The 15,733-nt window shown below is 75.8% G+C and carries 12 protein-coding genes; 8 read left to right on the forward strand and 4 right to left on the reverse strand.

All coding sequences use genetic code 11. The features are described 5' to 3' along the window. Positions 1-48 precede the first annotated feature (48 nt). Positions 49-1,560: a carboxylesterase/lipase family protein gene (locus tag FN207_RS20575; protein WP_142460318.1), complete on the forward strand. Its 1,512-nt coding sequence runs from the start codon at positions 49-51 to the stop codon at positions 1,558-1,560. Here the strand turns inward: FN207_RS20575 and FN207_RS20580 are convergent. Together FN207_RS20580 and FN207_RS20585 are read right to left on the reverse strand one after the other, a co-directional pair. Then, positions 1,557-2,945, reverse strand: coding sequence for a diacylglycerol/lipid kinase family protein (locus tag FN207_RS20580; RefSeq protein WP_142460319.1), 1,389 nt, complete (start codon positions 2,943-2,945; stop codon positions 1,557-1,559). The genes FN207_RS20575 and FN207_RS20580 overlap by 4 nt on opposite strands. Positions 2,946-3,030: 85 nt before the next feature. After that, positions 3,031-3,516, reverse strand: a complete 486-nt coding sequence (locus FN207_RS20585) for a hypothetical protein (protein WP_142460320.1) — start codon at positions 3,514-3,516, stop codon at positions 3,031-3,033. Between the two features lie 140 nt (positions 3,517-3,656). On the opposite strand from FN207_RS20585, the gene FN207_RS20590 reads away from it, so the two are divergent. Genes FN207_RS20590 through FN207_RS20605 form a run of 4 tightly spaced genes read left to right on the forward strand, consistent with a single transcriptional unit; the run spans position 3,657 to position 7,153 of the window. Further along, positions 3,657-4,040 (forward strand): response regulator, encoded by a 384-nt coding sequence (locus FN207_RS20590; RefSeq protein WP_142460321.1) that lies wholly within the window; start codon positions 3,657-3,659, stop codon positions 4,038-4,040. Beyond that, positions 4,028-5,794, forward strand: coding sequence for a sensor histidine kinase (locus FN207_RS20595; RefSeq protein WP_142460322.1), 1,767 nt, complete (start codon positions 4,028-4,030; stop codon positions 5,792-5,794). The genes FN207_RS20590 and FN207_RS20595 overlap by 13 nt, the downstream gene beginning before the upstream one ends. After that, the gene (locus tag FN207_RS20600; protein ID WP_185938469.1) at positions 5,794-6,429 is read left to right on the forward strand and encodes a LuxR C-terminal-related transcriptional regulator; all 636 of its coding nucleotides are present in this window, start codon (positions 5,794-5,796) and stop codon (positions 6,427-6,429) included. The genes FN207_RS20595 and FN207_RS20600 overlap by 1 nt, the downstream gene beginning before the upstream one ends. Before the next feature lie 10 nt (positions 6,430-6,439). Continuing rightward, a complete protein-coding gene (locus tag FN207_RS20605; RefSeq protein WP_221888320.1) occupies positions 6,440-7,153 on the forward strand; it encodes a CPBP family intramembrane glutamic endopeptidase in 714 nt (237 codons plus the stop codon). A gap of 13 nt (positions 7,154-7,166) precedes the next feature. Here FN207_RS20605 and FN207_RS20610 read toward each other — a convergent pair whose 3' ends face one another. Next, positions 7,167-8,897, reverse strand: a complete 1,731-nt coding sequence (locus FN207_RS20610) for an alpha/beta hydrolase (RefSeq protein WP_221888321.1) — start codon at positions 8,895-8,897, stop codon at positions 7,167-7,169. A gap of 403 nt (positions 8,898-9,300) precedes the next feature. On the opposite strand from FN207_RS20610, the gene FN207_RS20615 reads away from it, so the two are divergent. Both FN207_RS20615 and ctaD read left to right on the forward strand, forming a co-directional pair. Beyond that, positions 9,301-11,466 (forward strand): DEAD/DEAH box helicase, encoded by a 2,166-nt coding sequence (locus FN207_RS20615; protein WP_142460324.1) that lies wholly within the window; start codon positions 9,301-9,303, stop codon positions 11,464-11,466. Positions 11,467-12,136: 670 nt separating this feature from the next. Beyond that, positions 12,137-13,897 carry an aa3-type cytochrome oxidase subunit I gene (gene ctaD, locus FN207_RS20620; protein ID WP_185938454.1) on the forward strand — a complete coding sequence of 587 codons (1,761 nt, stop codon included), beginning with the start codon at positions 12,137-12,139 and terminating at the stop codon, positions 13,895-13,897. Here the strand turns inward: ctaD and FN207_RS20625 are convergent. Continuing rightward, positions 13,836-14,534, reverse strand: coding sequence for a TRIC cation channel family protein (locus FN207_RS20625; RefSeq protein ID WP_142460325.1), 699 nt, complete (start codon positions 14,532-14,534; stop codon positions 13,836-13,838). The two genes, ctaD and FN207_RS20625, sit on opposite strands and share 62 nt — an antisense overlap. A 127-nt stretch (positions 14,535-14,661) precedes the next feature. Here FN207_RS20625 and FN207_RS20630 point away from each other — a divergent pair, with 127 nt between their 5' ends. Further along, complete coding sequence (locus FN207_RS20630; protein ID WP_142460326.1) at positions 14,662-15,720, forward strand: ABC transporter substrate-binding protein; 1,059 nt, start codon at positions 14,662-14,664, stop codon at positions 15,718-15,720. Positions 15,721-15,733 lie beyond the last annotated feature (13 nt).

The raw sequence follows: 15,733 nt of genomic DNA on the forward strand, positions 1-15,733 counted from the left end.
ACCGCGGGACGGTGCCCCGCGGCCCCGGCCGGCGCTAACGTCCGCGCGGTGACGACGACCACACCGACGGTCCGGACCTCCGGCGGCACCGTGCGCGGCACCAGCCGCGACGGCGTGCACGCCTTCCTCGGCATCCCCTACGCCGCCCCGCCCTTCGGCCCGCGGCGCTTCGCCGCGCCCGCGCCGGCCGAGCCCTGGGACGGCGTCCGGCCGGCCACGGAGTTCGGCCCGACCGTGCCCAAACCGCCGTACGCACCGCCCTACGACGTGCTGCTGCCCGAGCCGACGATCCCGGGCGAGGACTGCCTCAACCTCAACGTCTGGACCCCCGACCCCGGCGCCTCCGGGCTGCCGGTGCTCGTGTGGATCCACGGCGGCGCCTTCGTCAACGGCTCGAACGCGGTGCCGGTGTACGACGGCACGGCCTTCGCCCGCGACGGCGTCGTCTGCGTGAGCATCAACTACCGGCTCGGCGTCGACGGGTTCGCGCTCTTCGCCGACGACGGCCCACCCAACCGCGGACTGCTCGACCAGGTCGCCGCGCTGCGCTGGGTACAGGAGAACGTCGCGGCGTTCGGCGGTGACCCGGCCCGGGTCACCGTGGCCGGGGAGTCGGCGGGCGGGATGAGCGTGGGCTCCCTGCTGGCGATGCCGTCGGCGCGGGGGCTGTTCGCCCGGGCGGTGCTGCAGAGCGGCGCCGGCCACCACGCGCTGAGCGCCGCGACGGCGGGCCGGATCTGCGGCTACCTCGCCGAGCGGCTGGCCGTGGCCCCGACGCGGGAGGCGCTGGCCGCCGTGCCGGTCCCCGACCTGATCGCCGCTCAGCAGGGGCTGGCCGCGGAGATCGCCGTCATGCCCGACCCCGGTCGCTACGGCGAGGTCGCGGCGAACCTCATGGCCTTCGAGCCGGTGATCGACGGGGAGGTCCTGCCCGACCTGCCCATCCGGGCGATCGCGGGCGGGTCGGCCGGCGACGTGTCCGTGCTGGTCGGCGCCAACCGCGACGAGCACCGGCTGTTCCTCGTGCCGAACGGCGTGGTCGACGTGGTGAACGACCAGCTGCTGCAGATGGCGGCCGCCGGCTACGGCCTCCCGGCCGGCCGCGCGCTCGAGCTCTACCGCGCCGCGCGCCCCGGCGCGACGCCGGGGGAGCTGCTCGTCGACGTCGCCACCGACTGGTTCTTCCGCGTGCCCGCGATCCGGCTGGCCGAGGCGGTGACCGGGCGGGCGGGGACCGCCGGCGGCCGGGCGTGGATGTACGAGTTCTCCTGGCCCTCGCCGCAGTTCGGCGGCCGGCTCGGCGCCTGCCACGCCCTCGAGATCGGGTTCACCTTCGACACGCTGGCGCACGAGGCGCACGGCGCCCTCACCGGCGGCGTGGCACCTCAGGCGCTGGCCGACGCCATGCACGGCGCGTGGGTCCGGTTCGTCACAGACGGCGACCCCGGCTGGGCACCCTACGACCTCCAGCGGCGGCCGGTGCAGGACTTCGGGGAGGAGATCCGGCTGGTCGAGGACCCGCGCGGCGCCGAGCGCGCGCTCTGGGACGGCGTCCGCTAGCCCGGCTGACGCGCGGGCGGCGGCACCCGGGGCGGGAGCTGCCGGGGGTCGCCGCCCGCGGCGATACGGGCGAGTGCGCGGAGCGCGGCCAGCGCGCCCACCGGCTCGATCGCCGACGGCGAGGCGCCGGGGTGGTGCGGCGCGAGGCGGACCCGCAGGGCGGCCGGCCGCACGCGGAAGGTCACCGGCGGGTCGAGCACGGCCGCCTCGCCGTCGATGCCCACCGGCACCGGCAGCGGCGCCTCGACGCGGAACTCGCCGGTCTCCCACTGCCGCCAGGGGCGCCGCCGGGGTTGCGCGCGGCGGTCGGGCGGGTCGACCACGGTGATCCCCAGCAGGCCCTGGTCGACGGCCGGCCGGGTGCCCGCGCCGGCCGCGCCGCCCAGCCGGTACTGGTTGTTCCCCACCAGGATCACCGCGGCGCCGCGCATGGTGCGGCCGCCCGGGGTGGTCCAGGTCAGCTCCCGCGAGCCGCCGCTCGTCCCCAGGGCGCGGGGCACCGTGTCGAGCAGGGTCCGCAGCTTCGCCGCGCGGTACCCGTCCTGCTGGACGGCCTCGGCGTAGACGCCCAGCGAGACGTTGTTGACGAAGACCCGGCCGTTGACCTCGGCGAGGTCGACGACCTTCTCCCGGCCGTCGAGGAGGGCGTCGAGCGCCCCCACCACGTCGGAGCGGTCCACGCCGAGGTCGACGGCGAAGTGGTTGCGCGTCCCCGCGGGGATGCACGCGTAGGGCAGCCCGGCGTCGGCGGCGAGTGCGGCCACCACGGCCTGGGAGCCGTCCCCGCCGGCCATGCCCACGGCGTCGGCACCGGCGTCCACGGCGCCGCGCACGATCGCCGCGAGGTCCTCGTCGGGCCGCAGCTCCCGCACCTCGATGCCCCGCTCCCGCGCGGCCGCCGCCAGGCCGGTGCGCGCCGCCCGGCCGTCGCCCGAGCGCGGGTTGACGACCACCACCGGCCGCCGCGGCCGCGGGGCGGCCGGCAGCTCGACGTCGGGCCGGAAGGCCGAGCGGGCCGCCGCGTGCCAGACGACGGCGCCGAGCCCGAGCAGCAGCAGGGTGCGCAGGTAGCCCTCGTCGACGAGCAGCAGGACGCCGCCCCCGAGAGCCACCCCGGCGACGGCGAGCCCGGCCGCCCGGCCCCAGCCGCGGCGCAGCACGCCCTCCCACGCGCCCGCGGCGACCAGCGCGCCGCAGAGGAGCAGCAGGGCGCCCCGGGGGAAGTCGTCGAGAGCGGCCTGCAGGCTCAGGACCGCCACCCACAGCGCGGCGGCGAGGGCCACCACGGCGGCGGTGCGGCGCCGGCGCCGGTGGCGGCGTCGCGGGCCGGCGGCGGCGTCCGGTCCCCGCGGGGCCCGGCGGAGCGTGCGCTGGGGACCGGACATCGACGGCCGCCTCTCCCGTGGGGCTCTCCGTGCGGTCAATGTGCCGCCCCCGCCGGGGAGGTGGGCCGGTGCGGGCGGCGCCGCGTCAGATGCCGCACTGGTCCTCGAGGTACCGGTCGACGTTGTCGCCGGGCCCGTCGAGGCCGCTCGCGGCCTGGTCGAGCGCCTCCAGCGAGTCGAGGTCGGTGAGGTCGACGGTGCCGACCGCGGCGGCCACCCGGTCGAGGCCGTCGGCCAGCGCCGTCCAGTCGGCGGCGATCGCCTCGGGGGCCTGGATGCCGCGGAGCTCCTCCGCGAGCCGGGTGAACCCGTCGGCGAGCGACACGTCGCCCTCGAGGTCGGACAGGGCCGCGTCGACCCTGGCGTCGATGTCGCCGGCCTGCGCGCAGAACTCCGTCGCGTCCTCGCCGGCCGACCCCTGCTCCGCCGCTGACGCCGCCGCGGAGGAGGGCTCGGGGTCCCCGCCGCCGCACGCGGTCAGCAGGAGCACGGCGGCCGCGCCGCCCACGCCGGCGCGGAGCAGGCTCCCGCGCAGCGGCTGCCGGCGGGACGGGTGCACGGTGCGGGACATGGCTGCCTCCGGGCTCGGGCGGGATCCGACCGGTCCGAGGGTTCTCCGGACGGCGCCCGCGCATCAGCGGGCTGACCCCCGTTCCCGGGAGGGGGCTGACCCCGTGGTGAGGGGCCGGGTGCCGCTGCCAGGCTCGGACCGTGACACCGCGGGTGGTGATCGTCGACGACCACGCCCCCTTCCGGTCGCTGGCCCGCCGGCTGCTCGGCGCGGGCGGCTTCTCGGTCGTGGGGGAGGCGGCCGACGGCGCCGGTGCCCTGGCCGTGGTCCGCGACCTGACCCCCGACGTCGTCCTGCTCGACGTACAGCTGCCCGGCCCCGACGGCTTCGCCGTCGCGGAGGTGCTCGCCCGGGAACCGGACGCGCCCGTCGTCGTGCTGGTCTCCAGCCGCGCGCTGCTCGACTACGGCTCCCGCGTGGCCGCCAGCACGGCGCGCGGATTCATCGCCAAGGCGGACCTCAGCGGCGAGACACTGCAGGACGTGATCCGCGGACCAGGACGGCCGGTCCCGTGCAGCGGCTGAGGCCGCGCACGCGCGCCGCGCTGGCCGCGGCCGGGGCCGCCGCCGGCGTGGCGGCGGCCGCGGCGCTGGTGTGGGGCGGCTACCAGGTACCCGCCGACCTGCTCGCGCCGACGCTCGTGCTCGACCTCGCCGTCGGCTGGTCGTTCATCGGGGTGGGCCTGGTGGCGTGGCGGCGCCGCCCGGACAGCCGCACCGGGCTGCTCATGGTGGTGCTGGGGTTCGCCTGGTTCGCGCGCTTCGCCGTCGCCGTCGACAGCCGGGCCGGGTTCGTGGTGGGCGTCCTGGTCGGCTCGGTGTACCTCAGCGTGCTGGTGCACCTCCTCGCCACCTTCCCCGGCGGGCGGGTGCAGGACCGCACGCAGCGGGTGCTGGTGACGGTCGGCTACCTGCTGTCCGCGCCCCTGGACGCGGTCTTCCTGTTCGTCTTCGGGGCGCAGCGGCAGCTGGGGGAGGGGCCGCCGCCCAACGGCCTGGTCATCGCGCCGAGCAACGGGGAGTTCGACCCCTCCGGCGTCGACCTGGCGGTGCAGGCCGTGGTCGTCGTGCTCTTCGGGTCGCTGCTGGCGACGGTGTTCACCCGGTGGCGCGCGGCCGGCCCGGCGCAGCGCCGCAGCCTCACCCCCGGCGCGGTGGGCGCGGCGCTGATCGTCGGCACGATCCTCGTCGAGCGGACGGCGGTCCTGCTGCTCATCCCGCCGGCCGTGGGCGTCGCGCTCGCCTGGTCGGCCGCGGTGGTCCTGGTCGTGTGGCCGCTGGCGCTGCTCCTGGGACTGCTCCGCAGCCAGCTCGACCGCTCGGCGGTCGGCCCGCTGATCGTGGAGCTCGGCGCCGGGCTGCCGGTGCCCGAGCGGCTGCGCAGCGCCCTGGCCGCCACGCTGCACGACCCGTCGCTGGAGCTGGCGTACTGGCTGCCGGAGCGCCGCGCCTTCGTCGACCCCGCCGGCGCGCCCGTGACGGTCGCCCCCGCCCGCGGCCGGGCGATGACCTACCTCGAGCGCGACGGCGCGCCGATCGCCGTGCTGGTGCACGACCCGGTGCTCGCGGCGGAGCCCGAGCTGGTGGCAGCGGTCGCGGCCGGGGCCGGCCTGGCGGTCGAGAACGACCGGCTGCACGCCGAGGTCCGCAGCCAGCTGCGGGAGGTGCAGGCGTCGCGGGCGCGCATCGTCGAGGCGGCCGACGGCGCGCGCCGCCGGGTGGAGCGCGACCTGCACGACGGCGCCCAGCAGCGGCTGGTCACGGTGGCCCTGGCGCTGCGGCTGGCGCACACCCAGCTCGGCACCGCCACCAGCGCGGAGCTGGCCGCCCTGCTCGACGAGGCCGGCGCGGAGCTGGCCGGCGCCCTCGCCGAGCTGCGCGAGCTGGCCCGCGGCATCTACCCGGTGCTGCTCACCGACGCCGGCCTCGGGCCCGCGCTCGACTCGCTCGCCGAGCGCTGCCCGGTGCCGGCCGTGGTCGCCGCGGTGCCGGCCCGGCGGTGGGCCGAGGCGGTCGAGCAGACCTGTTACTTCGTGGTGTCCGAGGCGCTGGCCAACGCCGTCAAGCACGCGCGGGCCTCGCAGGTCGCCGTCGAGGTGCGGGAGACCGGCGGGGGGCTGCGGGTGGAGGTCGCCGACGACGGTGCCGGCGGGGCCGACGCGGGCGGCTCGGGCCTGCGCGGCCTGGCCGACCGGGTGGCCACGCTCGGCGGGGAGCTCACGGTGCGCAGCCCGCGGGGCGGCGGCACCCGGGTGGTCGGGACCGTCCCGTGCGCGTGATGGTCGCCGACGACGCGGCGCTGTTCCGGGCGGGCATCTCGCGGCTGCTCGCCGACGCCGGGTTCGACGTCACCGCGCAGGTCGGGGACGCCGCCGCCCTCCTCGACGCCGTCGACCGGGACCCGCCGGACGCCGTCGTCGTCGACATCCGGATGCCGCCCACCCACACCACCGAGGGCCTCGACGCCGCGCGGGTGCTCGCCGAGCGCCACCCCGGCACCGGCGTGCTGGTGCTGTCGGCCCACGTCGAGCCGCACTACGCGATGCGGTTGGTGGAATCCGGCGCGTCGGGGACCGGGTACCTCCTCAAGGAGCGGGTCGCCGACGCCGGCGAGCTGGCCGACGCCGTCCGCCGGGTGGCCGCCGGGGGAGTGGTGATCGACCCCGGTGTCGTGGCGCAGCTGGTCGGCCGGCGCCGCGTGCACGACCCGCTGGCGTCGCTGTCCGAGCGCGAGCGCGAGGTCCTGGCCGTGATGGCGGAGGGCCGGTCCAACCAGGCCATCTGCGAGCGACTGTTCCTCAGCCCGAAGACCGTCGAGGCCTACGTGCACAACGTGTTCACCAAGCTGGACCTGCACCAGGCGGCCGACACCAACCGGCGGGTGCTGGCCGTCCTCGCCCACCTGCGCGCCTGAGGACCCGCCGGTGGACGACCGCCCCGACCGGCGGCGGCTCGCGCTGGCGACGGCGGGGCTGTGCGTCGTCCTGGTGGCGTGGAACAACCTCGTCGTGCCCGCCCTCCCGGGCCGCCCGGCCACCGCGGTGGCCGCGAACGTGGCGGCCACCGGGGTGCTGCTCGCCGGCGCCCGGGGGGCGGGGCTGACCTGGGCCGAGCTGGGGCTCGCCCGCCGCCGGCTGCCCGCCGGGGCGCGGTGGGGCGGGGCCTGCGCGGCGCTCGTCCTCGCCGCGTACGCCGTCGCCCTCGCCGTCCCCGCGCTGCGGCCCCTGCTGGCCGACGCGCGGGCCGAGGGCCTGGACGGCACGGCGGTCGCGATCCGCGCCCTGGTGCGGGTGCCGCTGGGCACCGTCGTCTGGGAGGAGGTCGCCTTCCGGGGCGTGCTGCTCGCCCTGGCCTGCCGCCTCCTCCGGCTCCCGGCGGCCGTGGCCCTGTCCTGCGTGGTCTTCGGTCTCTGGCACGTCCGCCCCACGCTCAGCGGCCTGGCGGCCAACGACCTCGCCGACGGTGTCGTCGCCACCGCCACGGCCGTCCTGCTGACCGTCCTCTGGACGACGGCAGCCGGGCTGCTGTTCACCTGGCTGCGGCTGCGCAGCGGCAGCCTCCTCGCCCCCGTGCTGCTGCACCTGGCGACCAACTCCCTCGGGGTGCTGGCCGCCGCCGTGGCCACCCGGGCCGGGTGAGGGCCGGACCGGGTCACGACCCCGCCTCCAGGAGGTCGCGCAGCCGCTCCGAGCGCGCGGCGTCCCAGCCGGGCGGCTGCAGGACCTGCGCCCAGGCGTCGACGTACTGCGAGGCGTAGACGTGCCCGTGCCCGTCGGGGACGTTGCCGGCGAACGGGAGGTCGGCCGTGACCTGCCAGAACGTGACGAACGGGATCCAGCGCACCGCCTCGACGACGTCGTCGCCGCGGTGCTCCTCCAGCCAGGTCGGGCGGGCGTACAGCAGTTCCGGCGTCCACCACACGATCGGGTCGGAGGGGTGCATGACGTAGAGCACGCGGGGGCCGTCCCACGGCTCGGCGGTGGGCGCGATCCCCTCGCCGGGGTCGTCGGTGAACCGGACCGTGCGGCCGTCCCGGTACACCGGCTCGATCTCGGGGCTGCCCGCGTCCCGGTCGCTGACGAACTCCCGGAACAGCGTGTTGAACTCCGGCGGGCCGGCGAAGACCGCGCCGGCGGTCCGGTTGCGCAGGTCGTACTCGCCGCTGAACGCCGTCTCGCCGCCGAAGGAGCCCAGGCTCTCGCCGGCCACGACCAGGCGCGGGCGGTCGTCGAGCGGGAGCCGGTTCCAGCGGTCGTAGACCGCGTCGAACAGCTCGCGGCCGGCCTCCCGGGCCCGGTCGCTGTCGACCAGGTAGGAGAGCACCGAGGGCAGGTAGGAGTACTGGATGGCCACCGCGGCGCTGTCCCCGCCGGTCATGTACTCGACGGTGTCCACCGCCCCGGGGTCCACCCAGCCCGAGCCGGTGGTGGTGACGACGACGAGGACGGCGCGGTCCAGGCCGCCGGCGCGCTCGAGGTCGTCGACGGCCAGGCGGGCGCGCTCCTCGGCGGTGGGCGCGGAGTCCAGGCCGGCGTACGCCCGCACCGGCTGGGGAGCGGGCGCCCCGGTGAACGCGGCGATCTCGGCCGGTGACGGCCCGCCGTCGACGAACGTGCGCCCCTCCCGGCCCAGCGTGCCCCAGGCGACCAGGGAGCCGGGCCCGCCCGACCGCTCGGCCACGGTGGGCCGCACGACGCCGGCGTCGGTGCGGCCGTCGCGGACCGAGAAGGCCGCGTCGGCCGCCGCCACCAACCGGTCGACGACGACGCCGTTGAGGAGCAGCAGCGCACAGACGCCGACGACGGCCCAGCCGAGCACCCGCGCCGCGCGGGCGCCGATCCACCGGTCGAGCAGCAGCGCCACCCACCCGCAGACCCGCCGCACCGCGCGGGCGACCGCGACCAGCACGACGAACACGGCGGCCGCGACGAGCGGCACGACCAGCACGGACAGCGCGCTGTCGGCGGGGGCGTCCATGAGCTCCCGGATGCGCGCCTGCCAGTAGCGGCCGTACGCGGTGGCCGCGACGAAGGAGACCAGCGCGACCCCGGCCAGCACCAGCCACGAGCGCCGCCGCGCGGGCCGGGCGTCGCGGTCGGCCACCGCCCGCCAGGCCGCGGCCACCGCCACGCCGACGGCGTAGCCGAACGCGGCGGTGATCCCGCTGATCAGGCCCTGGGTCAGCCCGGTGCGCGGCAGCAGCGAGGGGGTGAGCGACACGCACAGGAACACCAGCGCCCCGGCGAGGCCGGGCAGCGTGTAGCGGAACGGCCGCCGCAGCGGCCGCCGCCGGACCGAGGGCCGGACGCGCTGGGCGTGCTGGGCGCGGACGGGGCCGGCGGGGGCGTCCTGCTCCCGGGCCCGCAGTCGGGTGCTCGACACGGTGGCCTCCGTCGGGTGGGGGACGGGACCGAGGCTCCGCGCGTGGGCGGGCCCGGACCAGCGGGCAGCCCCTCGACCGGGACGGGGGCTGACCCTGCAGTGCGCTCCCCGGTGGCACCGGCGGTCTACGATGGGGGGAGCACCGGCTCGCGGGCCGTGCGCCGCTGTACCGACGACGGGGTGCCGACGACGGTGTCGTCCTCAGCGGCCGGCTCCCGTCCGGCTGCCGTCCGGTCTCCTGGACCGCTCCGCACCGGTCCCGCGGAGCCCGCAGGCTGCGGGCTCCTCCGGGCGTCCGGCGTCCGGATCCCGGCCGCGCGGCGCCCGCCGGACGGCCGGGTGCGCGACGGCGCGCAGCGTCCCGACGGGGGAACCGCGCCGGGCAGTCAGAGGAGAGGTGTACGTGGCTCGACCAGGCCGGCGCCCGACGGGCACTCGCCGTACCGCCCCGCGGAACGCGCGACGCGACCGCGAGGACCTCATCTCGGTGCTCGCCCGCACCGTGCGCGAGGTCGAGACCGCCGCGGAGCGCGGCCGGGTGACCCCCGCCGTGCGCACCCGCTTCCAGGTCGTCGCGCTGCTGCTGCGCGAGGAGCACGCCCGCGTGAGGGCCGACGAGAGCGGCGGCGACACCGGCCGCGCCGAGCAGCTCAAGCGCCTCGACGGCGTCGCCACGATCCTCGCCAAGACCGCCGTCCGCGACGCCGGCCTGCTCGCGCTGCTGTCGGAGGACGCCGTCGTGTCCGACGCGGCCCGCGCGCTGCGGCTGGACGTGCTGCGCTCCGTGGGGCTCGAGGCGCCGCCGGAGGAGGCCCCGCCGGCCGAGCCGGTGGCCGCGCCGCCGGTGCAGGAGAACCGGGTCGTGCCGCAGTCGGTCATCTCCCGGCAGCTGGCCAACCCCTTCCTCGCCCCCGACTTCTCCGCCGCCCGGCCGGCCGTGGCCCGCCCCCGCCGCCTCGCCGGGTGGGAGCTGCTCGGCCCGCTGCTGCGGTCCTTCGAGCGCGCCGGCGGCGGCGACCCCGCGGGCATGGCCCTGCCCGCGCCGACCTCGCTGCAGGCGCCGGGCGGCCGCCAGCTCATGCCCCACCAGGGCCGGCTGGTCGCGGCCGCGGCCGCCGGGCACCGCACGTTCCTGCTCGCCGACGAGCCGGGCCTGGGCAAGACCGCCCAGGCGCTGCTGTCGGCGGAGGCGGCCGGCGCCTATCCGCTGCTCGTCGTCGTGCCGAACGTCGTGAAGACCAACTGGGCGCGCGAGGCCAGGATCTGGACGCCGCACCGCCCGGCCACCGTCATCCACGGCAACGGCGACACCATCGACGGGTTCGCCGACATCGTCGTCGTCAACTACGAGGTGCTCGACCGCCACGTCGGGTGGCTCGGCGACTTCGGCTTCCGCGGGATGGTCGTCGACGAGGCGCACTTCATCAAGAACCGGACCTCGCAGCGCTCGCAGCACGTCCTGGAGCTCTCGCAGCGCATCCGGTCGCGCACGACGCGGCCGCTGCTCATGGCGCTCACCGGCACGCCGCTGATCAACGACATCGACGACTTCCGGGCCATCTGGCAGTTCCTCGGCTGGATCGACGAGACCAAGCCGCTCGGCGAGCTCATGGAGGCGCTGGAGGAGACCGGCCTGACACCGGCCGACCCCGGCTTCTACGCCGCCGCCCGCCGCTGCGTCGTCGACATGGGCATCGTCCGGCGCCGCAAGGTCGACGTCGCCGCCGACATCCCCGCCCGCCGCATCGCCGACCTCCCCGTCGAGCTCGAGGGCGCGGCCGGCCGGTCGATCCGGGCCGCCGAGCGCGACCTCGCCCGCCGGATGGTGGCGCAGTACCGGCGTGCGCTGGCCAACCGCGGGAGCGAGCCGGGCGACGGCATCGACGCCGGCATCGACGTGGACCTCGTGCGCCGGGTGGCCCGGTCGGAGCAGAAGGAGGCCGCCACCGCGGCGTCCGGCGAGAACGTGTTCACGATGATGCGGCGCATCGGCCAGGCCAAGGCCGGGCTGGCCGCCGACTACGCCGCCCAGCTGGCCCGCAGCGCCGGCAAGGTCGTCTTCTTCGCCAAGCACGTCGACGTCATGGACGCCGCCGAGGACGTCTTCACCCGGCAGGGCGTGCGGTTCTCCTCCATCCGCGGCGACCAGACGTCGCGGGTGCGGCAGGAGAACATCGACGCGTTCGTCAACGACCCCGGCGTCGCCGTCGCCGTCTGCTCCCTGACCGCGGCCGGCGTGGGGCTCAACCTGCAGGTGGCCTCAGACATCGTGCTCGCCGAGCTGTCGTGGACCGACGCCGAGCAGACCCAGGCGATCGACCGCAGCCACCGCATCGGCCAGACCGAGCCGGTCACCGCGTGGCGGATCATCGCCGCGCAGACCATCGACGCCCGCATCGCCGAGCTCATCGACAGCAAGGCGGGGCTGGCCGCCCGGGCGCTCGACGGGTCCGACGAGGAGGTCGCGTCGTCGGCCGACGTGCAGCTCGAGGCGCTGGTCGCGCTGCTGACCGACGCGCTGACCGAGGACGCGCCGTCGGCCCTGCCGAGCGCGCCGGCCGCGACCTGAGGCGTGGGGCGTCTCCCGCCGGCCATGTAGCGCGCCCCCAGGGCCGGCACGGCCCAGCGGCCGCCCCCGCCCCCTGACCGGGGGCCGGTCCCGGGCCGGACGTCGATCTCCTGCGTCACCGGCGCTCGCCCACCGGCACGGACAACTGCGGGGTGCGCACGACGACCGTCAGGTGCTCGACCTTCGACGCCGGCTCGGTGACGACCTGTTCACTGGTGGAGCCCGCGGAGCGTGTCCTGGTCCTCGGCACCCGTGGCTGCGGTGCCGGGTCCGCCTCGTGCCTCCCTGCCGCGCCCCGCTCCCGTGTGATGGGGACGCGGCCTGTGACTCGACGCCGGGGGCGCGCCGGAGGGCACGGGTGTTCCGATGTGGACAGGCCGGCGGTCCCGGCGCGCTCGTCGCGGCGTCAGCGGGCCACCCACCGGACCGCGCACACCGGCCGTCCTGACGGCGGAACGACGACCCGGACCGGTCCGCCGCGTTCGCCCCGCGACGCGGCGCACAGGTGGGTGTCGTACCGGGCCCGGACGGGCCACGATGGAGCCGCTCGCAGTCCGGAGTCGAACGCGCCGCAGCCCGCGGCCTCCAGGATGGACGCTGCCATGAGCACTCCACTCCGTGCTCCCCGCCCGGCCCCCGGCGGGACCGGGCCACGCCCGGGAGTGACGCCGTGACCGCCATCGCGCCGCGGCCCGTCGTCAGCCGGCCGAGCGGGATGCCACCGGCGAGGAGGGGCTCCCGCCTGACCAACCTGCTGCGGACCACCGACCACAAGACGATCGGCCTGATGTACCTGGTCACGTCCTTCGCGTGGTTCGTGCTCGGCGGCTTCATGGCGATGCTGATCCGGGCCGAGCTGGCCCGGCCCGGGCTGCACTTCCTGTCACCGGAGCAGTACAACCAGCTGTTCACGATGCACGGCACCATCATGCTGCTGTTCTTCGCGACGCCGTTGTTCTTCGCCTTCGGCAACCTGATCATGCCGCTGCAGATCGGCGCTCCCGACGTCGCCTTCCCGCGCCTGAACGCCTTCTCCTACTGGCTGTTCCTCTTCGGCAGCCTCATCGCCGTCTCGGGCTTCCTCACCCCCGCCGGCGCGGCGGACTTCGGTTGGTACGCCTACACCCCGCTGTCCGACGCCACCAACAGCCCGGACCTCGGCGCGAACCTGTGGATCGCGGGCCTGGCGGTGAGCGGCCTCGGGACCATCCTGGGTTCGGTCAACTTCGCCACGACGATCGTCTGCCTGCGGGCACCGGGCATGACGATGTTCCGGATGCCGATCTTCACCTGGAACACGCTGGTCACCAGCATCCTGGTGCTCTTCGCGTTCCCGATCCTCACCGCGGCGCTGATGGCGCTCCTGGCCGACCGCAACCTCGGCGCCCTCGTCTACACACCCGAGAACGGTGGCCCGATCCTGTGGCAGCACCTGTTCTGGTTCTTCGGGCACCCCGAGGTCTACATCATCGCGTTGCCGTTCTTCGGCATCATCACCGAGGTCATCCCCGTGTTCAGCCGCAAGCCGCTGTTCGGCTACAAGGGCATGATCGGCGCGACGCTGCTCATCGGTGGGCTGTCGGTGACGGTGTGGGCGCACCACATGTACGCCACCGGCGCGGTCCTGCTGCCGTTCTTCGCCTTCCTGACCTACCTCATCGCCGTCCCGACCGGCATCAAGTTCTTCAACTGGATCGGCACCATGTGGCGCGGCCAGCTGACGTTCGAGACGCCGATGCTGTGGTCGGTCGGCTTCATGGTGACCTTCCTGCTCGGCGGGCTGACCGGCGTGCTCCTGGCGTCACCGCCGGTGGACTGGCACGTCAACGACAGCTACTTCGTCGTCGCGCACTTCCACTACGTCGTCTTCGGCACCGTGGTGTTCGCGGCCAACGCCGGCATCGCCTTCTGGTTCCCGAAGCTGTGCGGCCGGATGATGGACGAGCGGCTGGGCAAGCTGCAGTTCTGGATGACCTTCATCGGTTTCCAGGGCACGTTCCTGATCCAGCACTGGCTGGGCAACGAGGGCATGCCGCGCCGGTACGTCGACTACCTGCCCACCGACGGGTTCACCACGCTCAACACCATCTCCACGATCTTCTCCTTCGTCCTCGGCGCCTCCATCATCCCGTTCCTCTACAACGTGACCCGGTCCTGGAAGTACGGGCCGCTCGCGCTGCGCGACGACCCCTGGGGTCATGGCAACTCGCTGGAGTGGGCGACCTCCTCGCCGCCGCCGCGGCACAACTTCACCGAGATCCCGCGGATCCGCTCCGAGCGCCCGGCGTTCGAGGCGCACTATCCGCAGCTGGTCGGCCGGCTGAACCGGGAGGCACACGCCGGCAAGCGGCAGGAGCCCTACGGCGGGGTCAGCGAGGTCGGTCTGACCGCCGGGAAGCGGCAGGGACCCCGGGATCCCGACCCGACCTGACGGCCGCCGGGTCGCACCGGCGGTCCGCCGCTCGGACGCGGGCGCCCGGGACGCCGGCCACCACGGCGCCACGGTGACCGGCCACCGCCCTCGCCGCACCATCCGGGACGCGAGGAGCCAACCGGCCCGTGCACCCCGCGCTGCGACGCACCGACGAGCACCGCGTCGGCGGGCATCTCGTCGGCCATCCGCGCGAGCTCGGTGAGGTGGTTGCCGTGCCGCACGAGGTACTCGATCGCGATCCCGATGCGCGCGCCCGCGGTGGCGACCTCGGTCTCGAGCTGGGTGCAGCCCGCCCGCTCGAGCGCACCGCCGTCGGGGGAGCTGCACCTCCAGCGGCGACACCGGCGCGGTCACCTACACGGCGACCAGCCGCGCCTGCTGCCGCCGGGCGAGTCCGGCCGCGCCCAGCAGCGCCGGGATGGCGCAGAGCCCACTGCTCAGCCACCGACGGCACCCGGCGGATGAGCACGTCGCGCGGCGTGCCGCCGCCCAGCGCCGTGATCATGCCGAGGGTGGCGACGCCGACGATGTCGAGCCGGGTGGCGCGCAGGGCGCTGGGCGCGCCGTTGAGGGAAGGCGAACGTCCCGGCGACGGTCGCGGCACCCCGGTGGTCTCCGTCACGGTCGGGCCCATTAACCGACGCGAAACGCCGGGGGGCGGAGCGCGAAACGACCCGTACCTAGGTTTCCGCCGAGCCGCTCGCCGCGACGGCGGACCCCACCGCGCTGGGCCCAGGGCACAGCCGAGATACGGAGACCCGATGACCTTCCGCTTCCGCGCCGTGCGCGCCGGAGCCCTGCTGACCGCCGCCGCCCTCGTGCTCACCGCGTGCGGGTCCGGCGACGACGAGTCGGCCGCCGCCTCCGGAGAGGACGCCGGCCTCGGCGACCTCACGCTGCAGCTGTCGTGGATCAAGAACGCCGAGTTCGCGGGCGAGTTCTTCGCCGACACCAACGGCTACTACGAGGACGCCGGGTTCGGCTCGGTGACGATGGACCCCGGCCCGGGCGCCATCGAGACCCTCGTGGCCACCGAGGACGCCGACTTCGGCCTGAGCAACGCCGTCTCCACCGCGCAGGTCATCGCCGAGGAGGACGCGCCGCTGCGGATCGTCGGCACCAAGTTCCAGAAGAACCCCTTCACCATCCTGTCGCTGGCCGACGGCGGGAACATCGCCACCCCGCAGGACCTGGTCGGCAAGCGGATCGGCGTGCAGGCCGGCGGCAACGAGACGCTGTTCGACGCGCTGCTCGAGGTGAACGGCATCGACCCGGCCAGCGTGGAGAAGGTCCCCGTCGAGTACGACCCGGCGCCGCTCATCGACGGCGAGGTCGACGGCTTCCTGGCCTACCTGACCAACGAGTCGATCACCGTGCAGTCGCAGGGCCTCGCGGTCACCAACCTGCCCTTCGCAGACAACGGGCTGCCCTTCGTCGCCGAGTCGGTCATCACCACCGAGCGGATGATCGCCGAGGAGCCGGAGCGGGTGCAGGCCTTCCTCGAGGCCGAGATCCGCGGCTGGCAGGACGCGCTGGCCGACCCCGCCGAGGGCGCCCGCCTGGCGGTCGAGGAGTACGGCGCGGACCTGCAGCTGGACCTGGCCAAGGAGCTCGAGCAGTCCGAGGTGCAGGCCGGGCTGATCGTCACGCCCGACGTCGAGGCCAACGGCCTGTTCACCATCTCCGACGAGCTGATCGAGCAGAACATGGCCACGCTCGCGGCGGCCGGCATCGACATCGAGGCCGAGGACCTCTTCGACCTGTCCCTGCTCGAGCAGCTGCTCGAGGAGAAGCCCGAGCTGACCGAGCTCCCCTCCTGACCGGATCCGACCC

It is taken from the genome of Geodermatophilus aquaeductus (assembly GCF_900182545.1).
In the GTDB taxonomy this organism is placed as follows: domain Bacteria; phylum Actinomycetota; class Actinomycetes; order Mycobacteriales; family Geodermatophilaceae; genus Geodermatophilus; species Geodermatophilus aquaeductus.

Bases quoted from the DNA above. Each gene is read 5' to 3' on its own strand.
- FN207_RS20580 (WP_142460319.1), bottom strand. From the start codon at position 2,945: ATGTCCGGTCCCCAGCGCACGCTCCGCCGGGCCCCGCGGGGACCGGAC.
- FN207_RS20585 (WP_142460320.1), bottom strand. From the start codon at position 3,516: ATGTCCCGCACCGTGCACCCGTCCCGCCGGCAGCCGCTGCGCGGGAGC.
- FN207_RS20600 (WP_185938469.1), top strand. From the start codon at position 5,794: ATGGTCGCCGACGACGCGGCGCTGTTCCGGGCGGGCATCTCGCGGCTG.
- FN207_RS20625 (WP_142460325.1), bottom strand. From the start codon at position 14,534: ATGGGCCCGACCGTGACGGAGACCACCGGGGTGCCGCGACCGTCGCCG.
- FN207_RS20630 (WP_142460326.1), top strand. From the start codon at position 14,662: ATGACCTTCCGCTTCCGCGCCGTGCGCGCCGGAGCCCTGCTGACCGCC.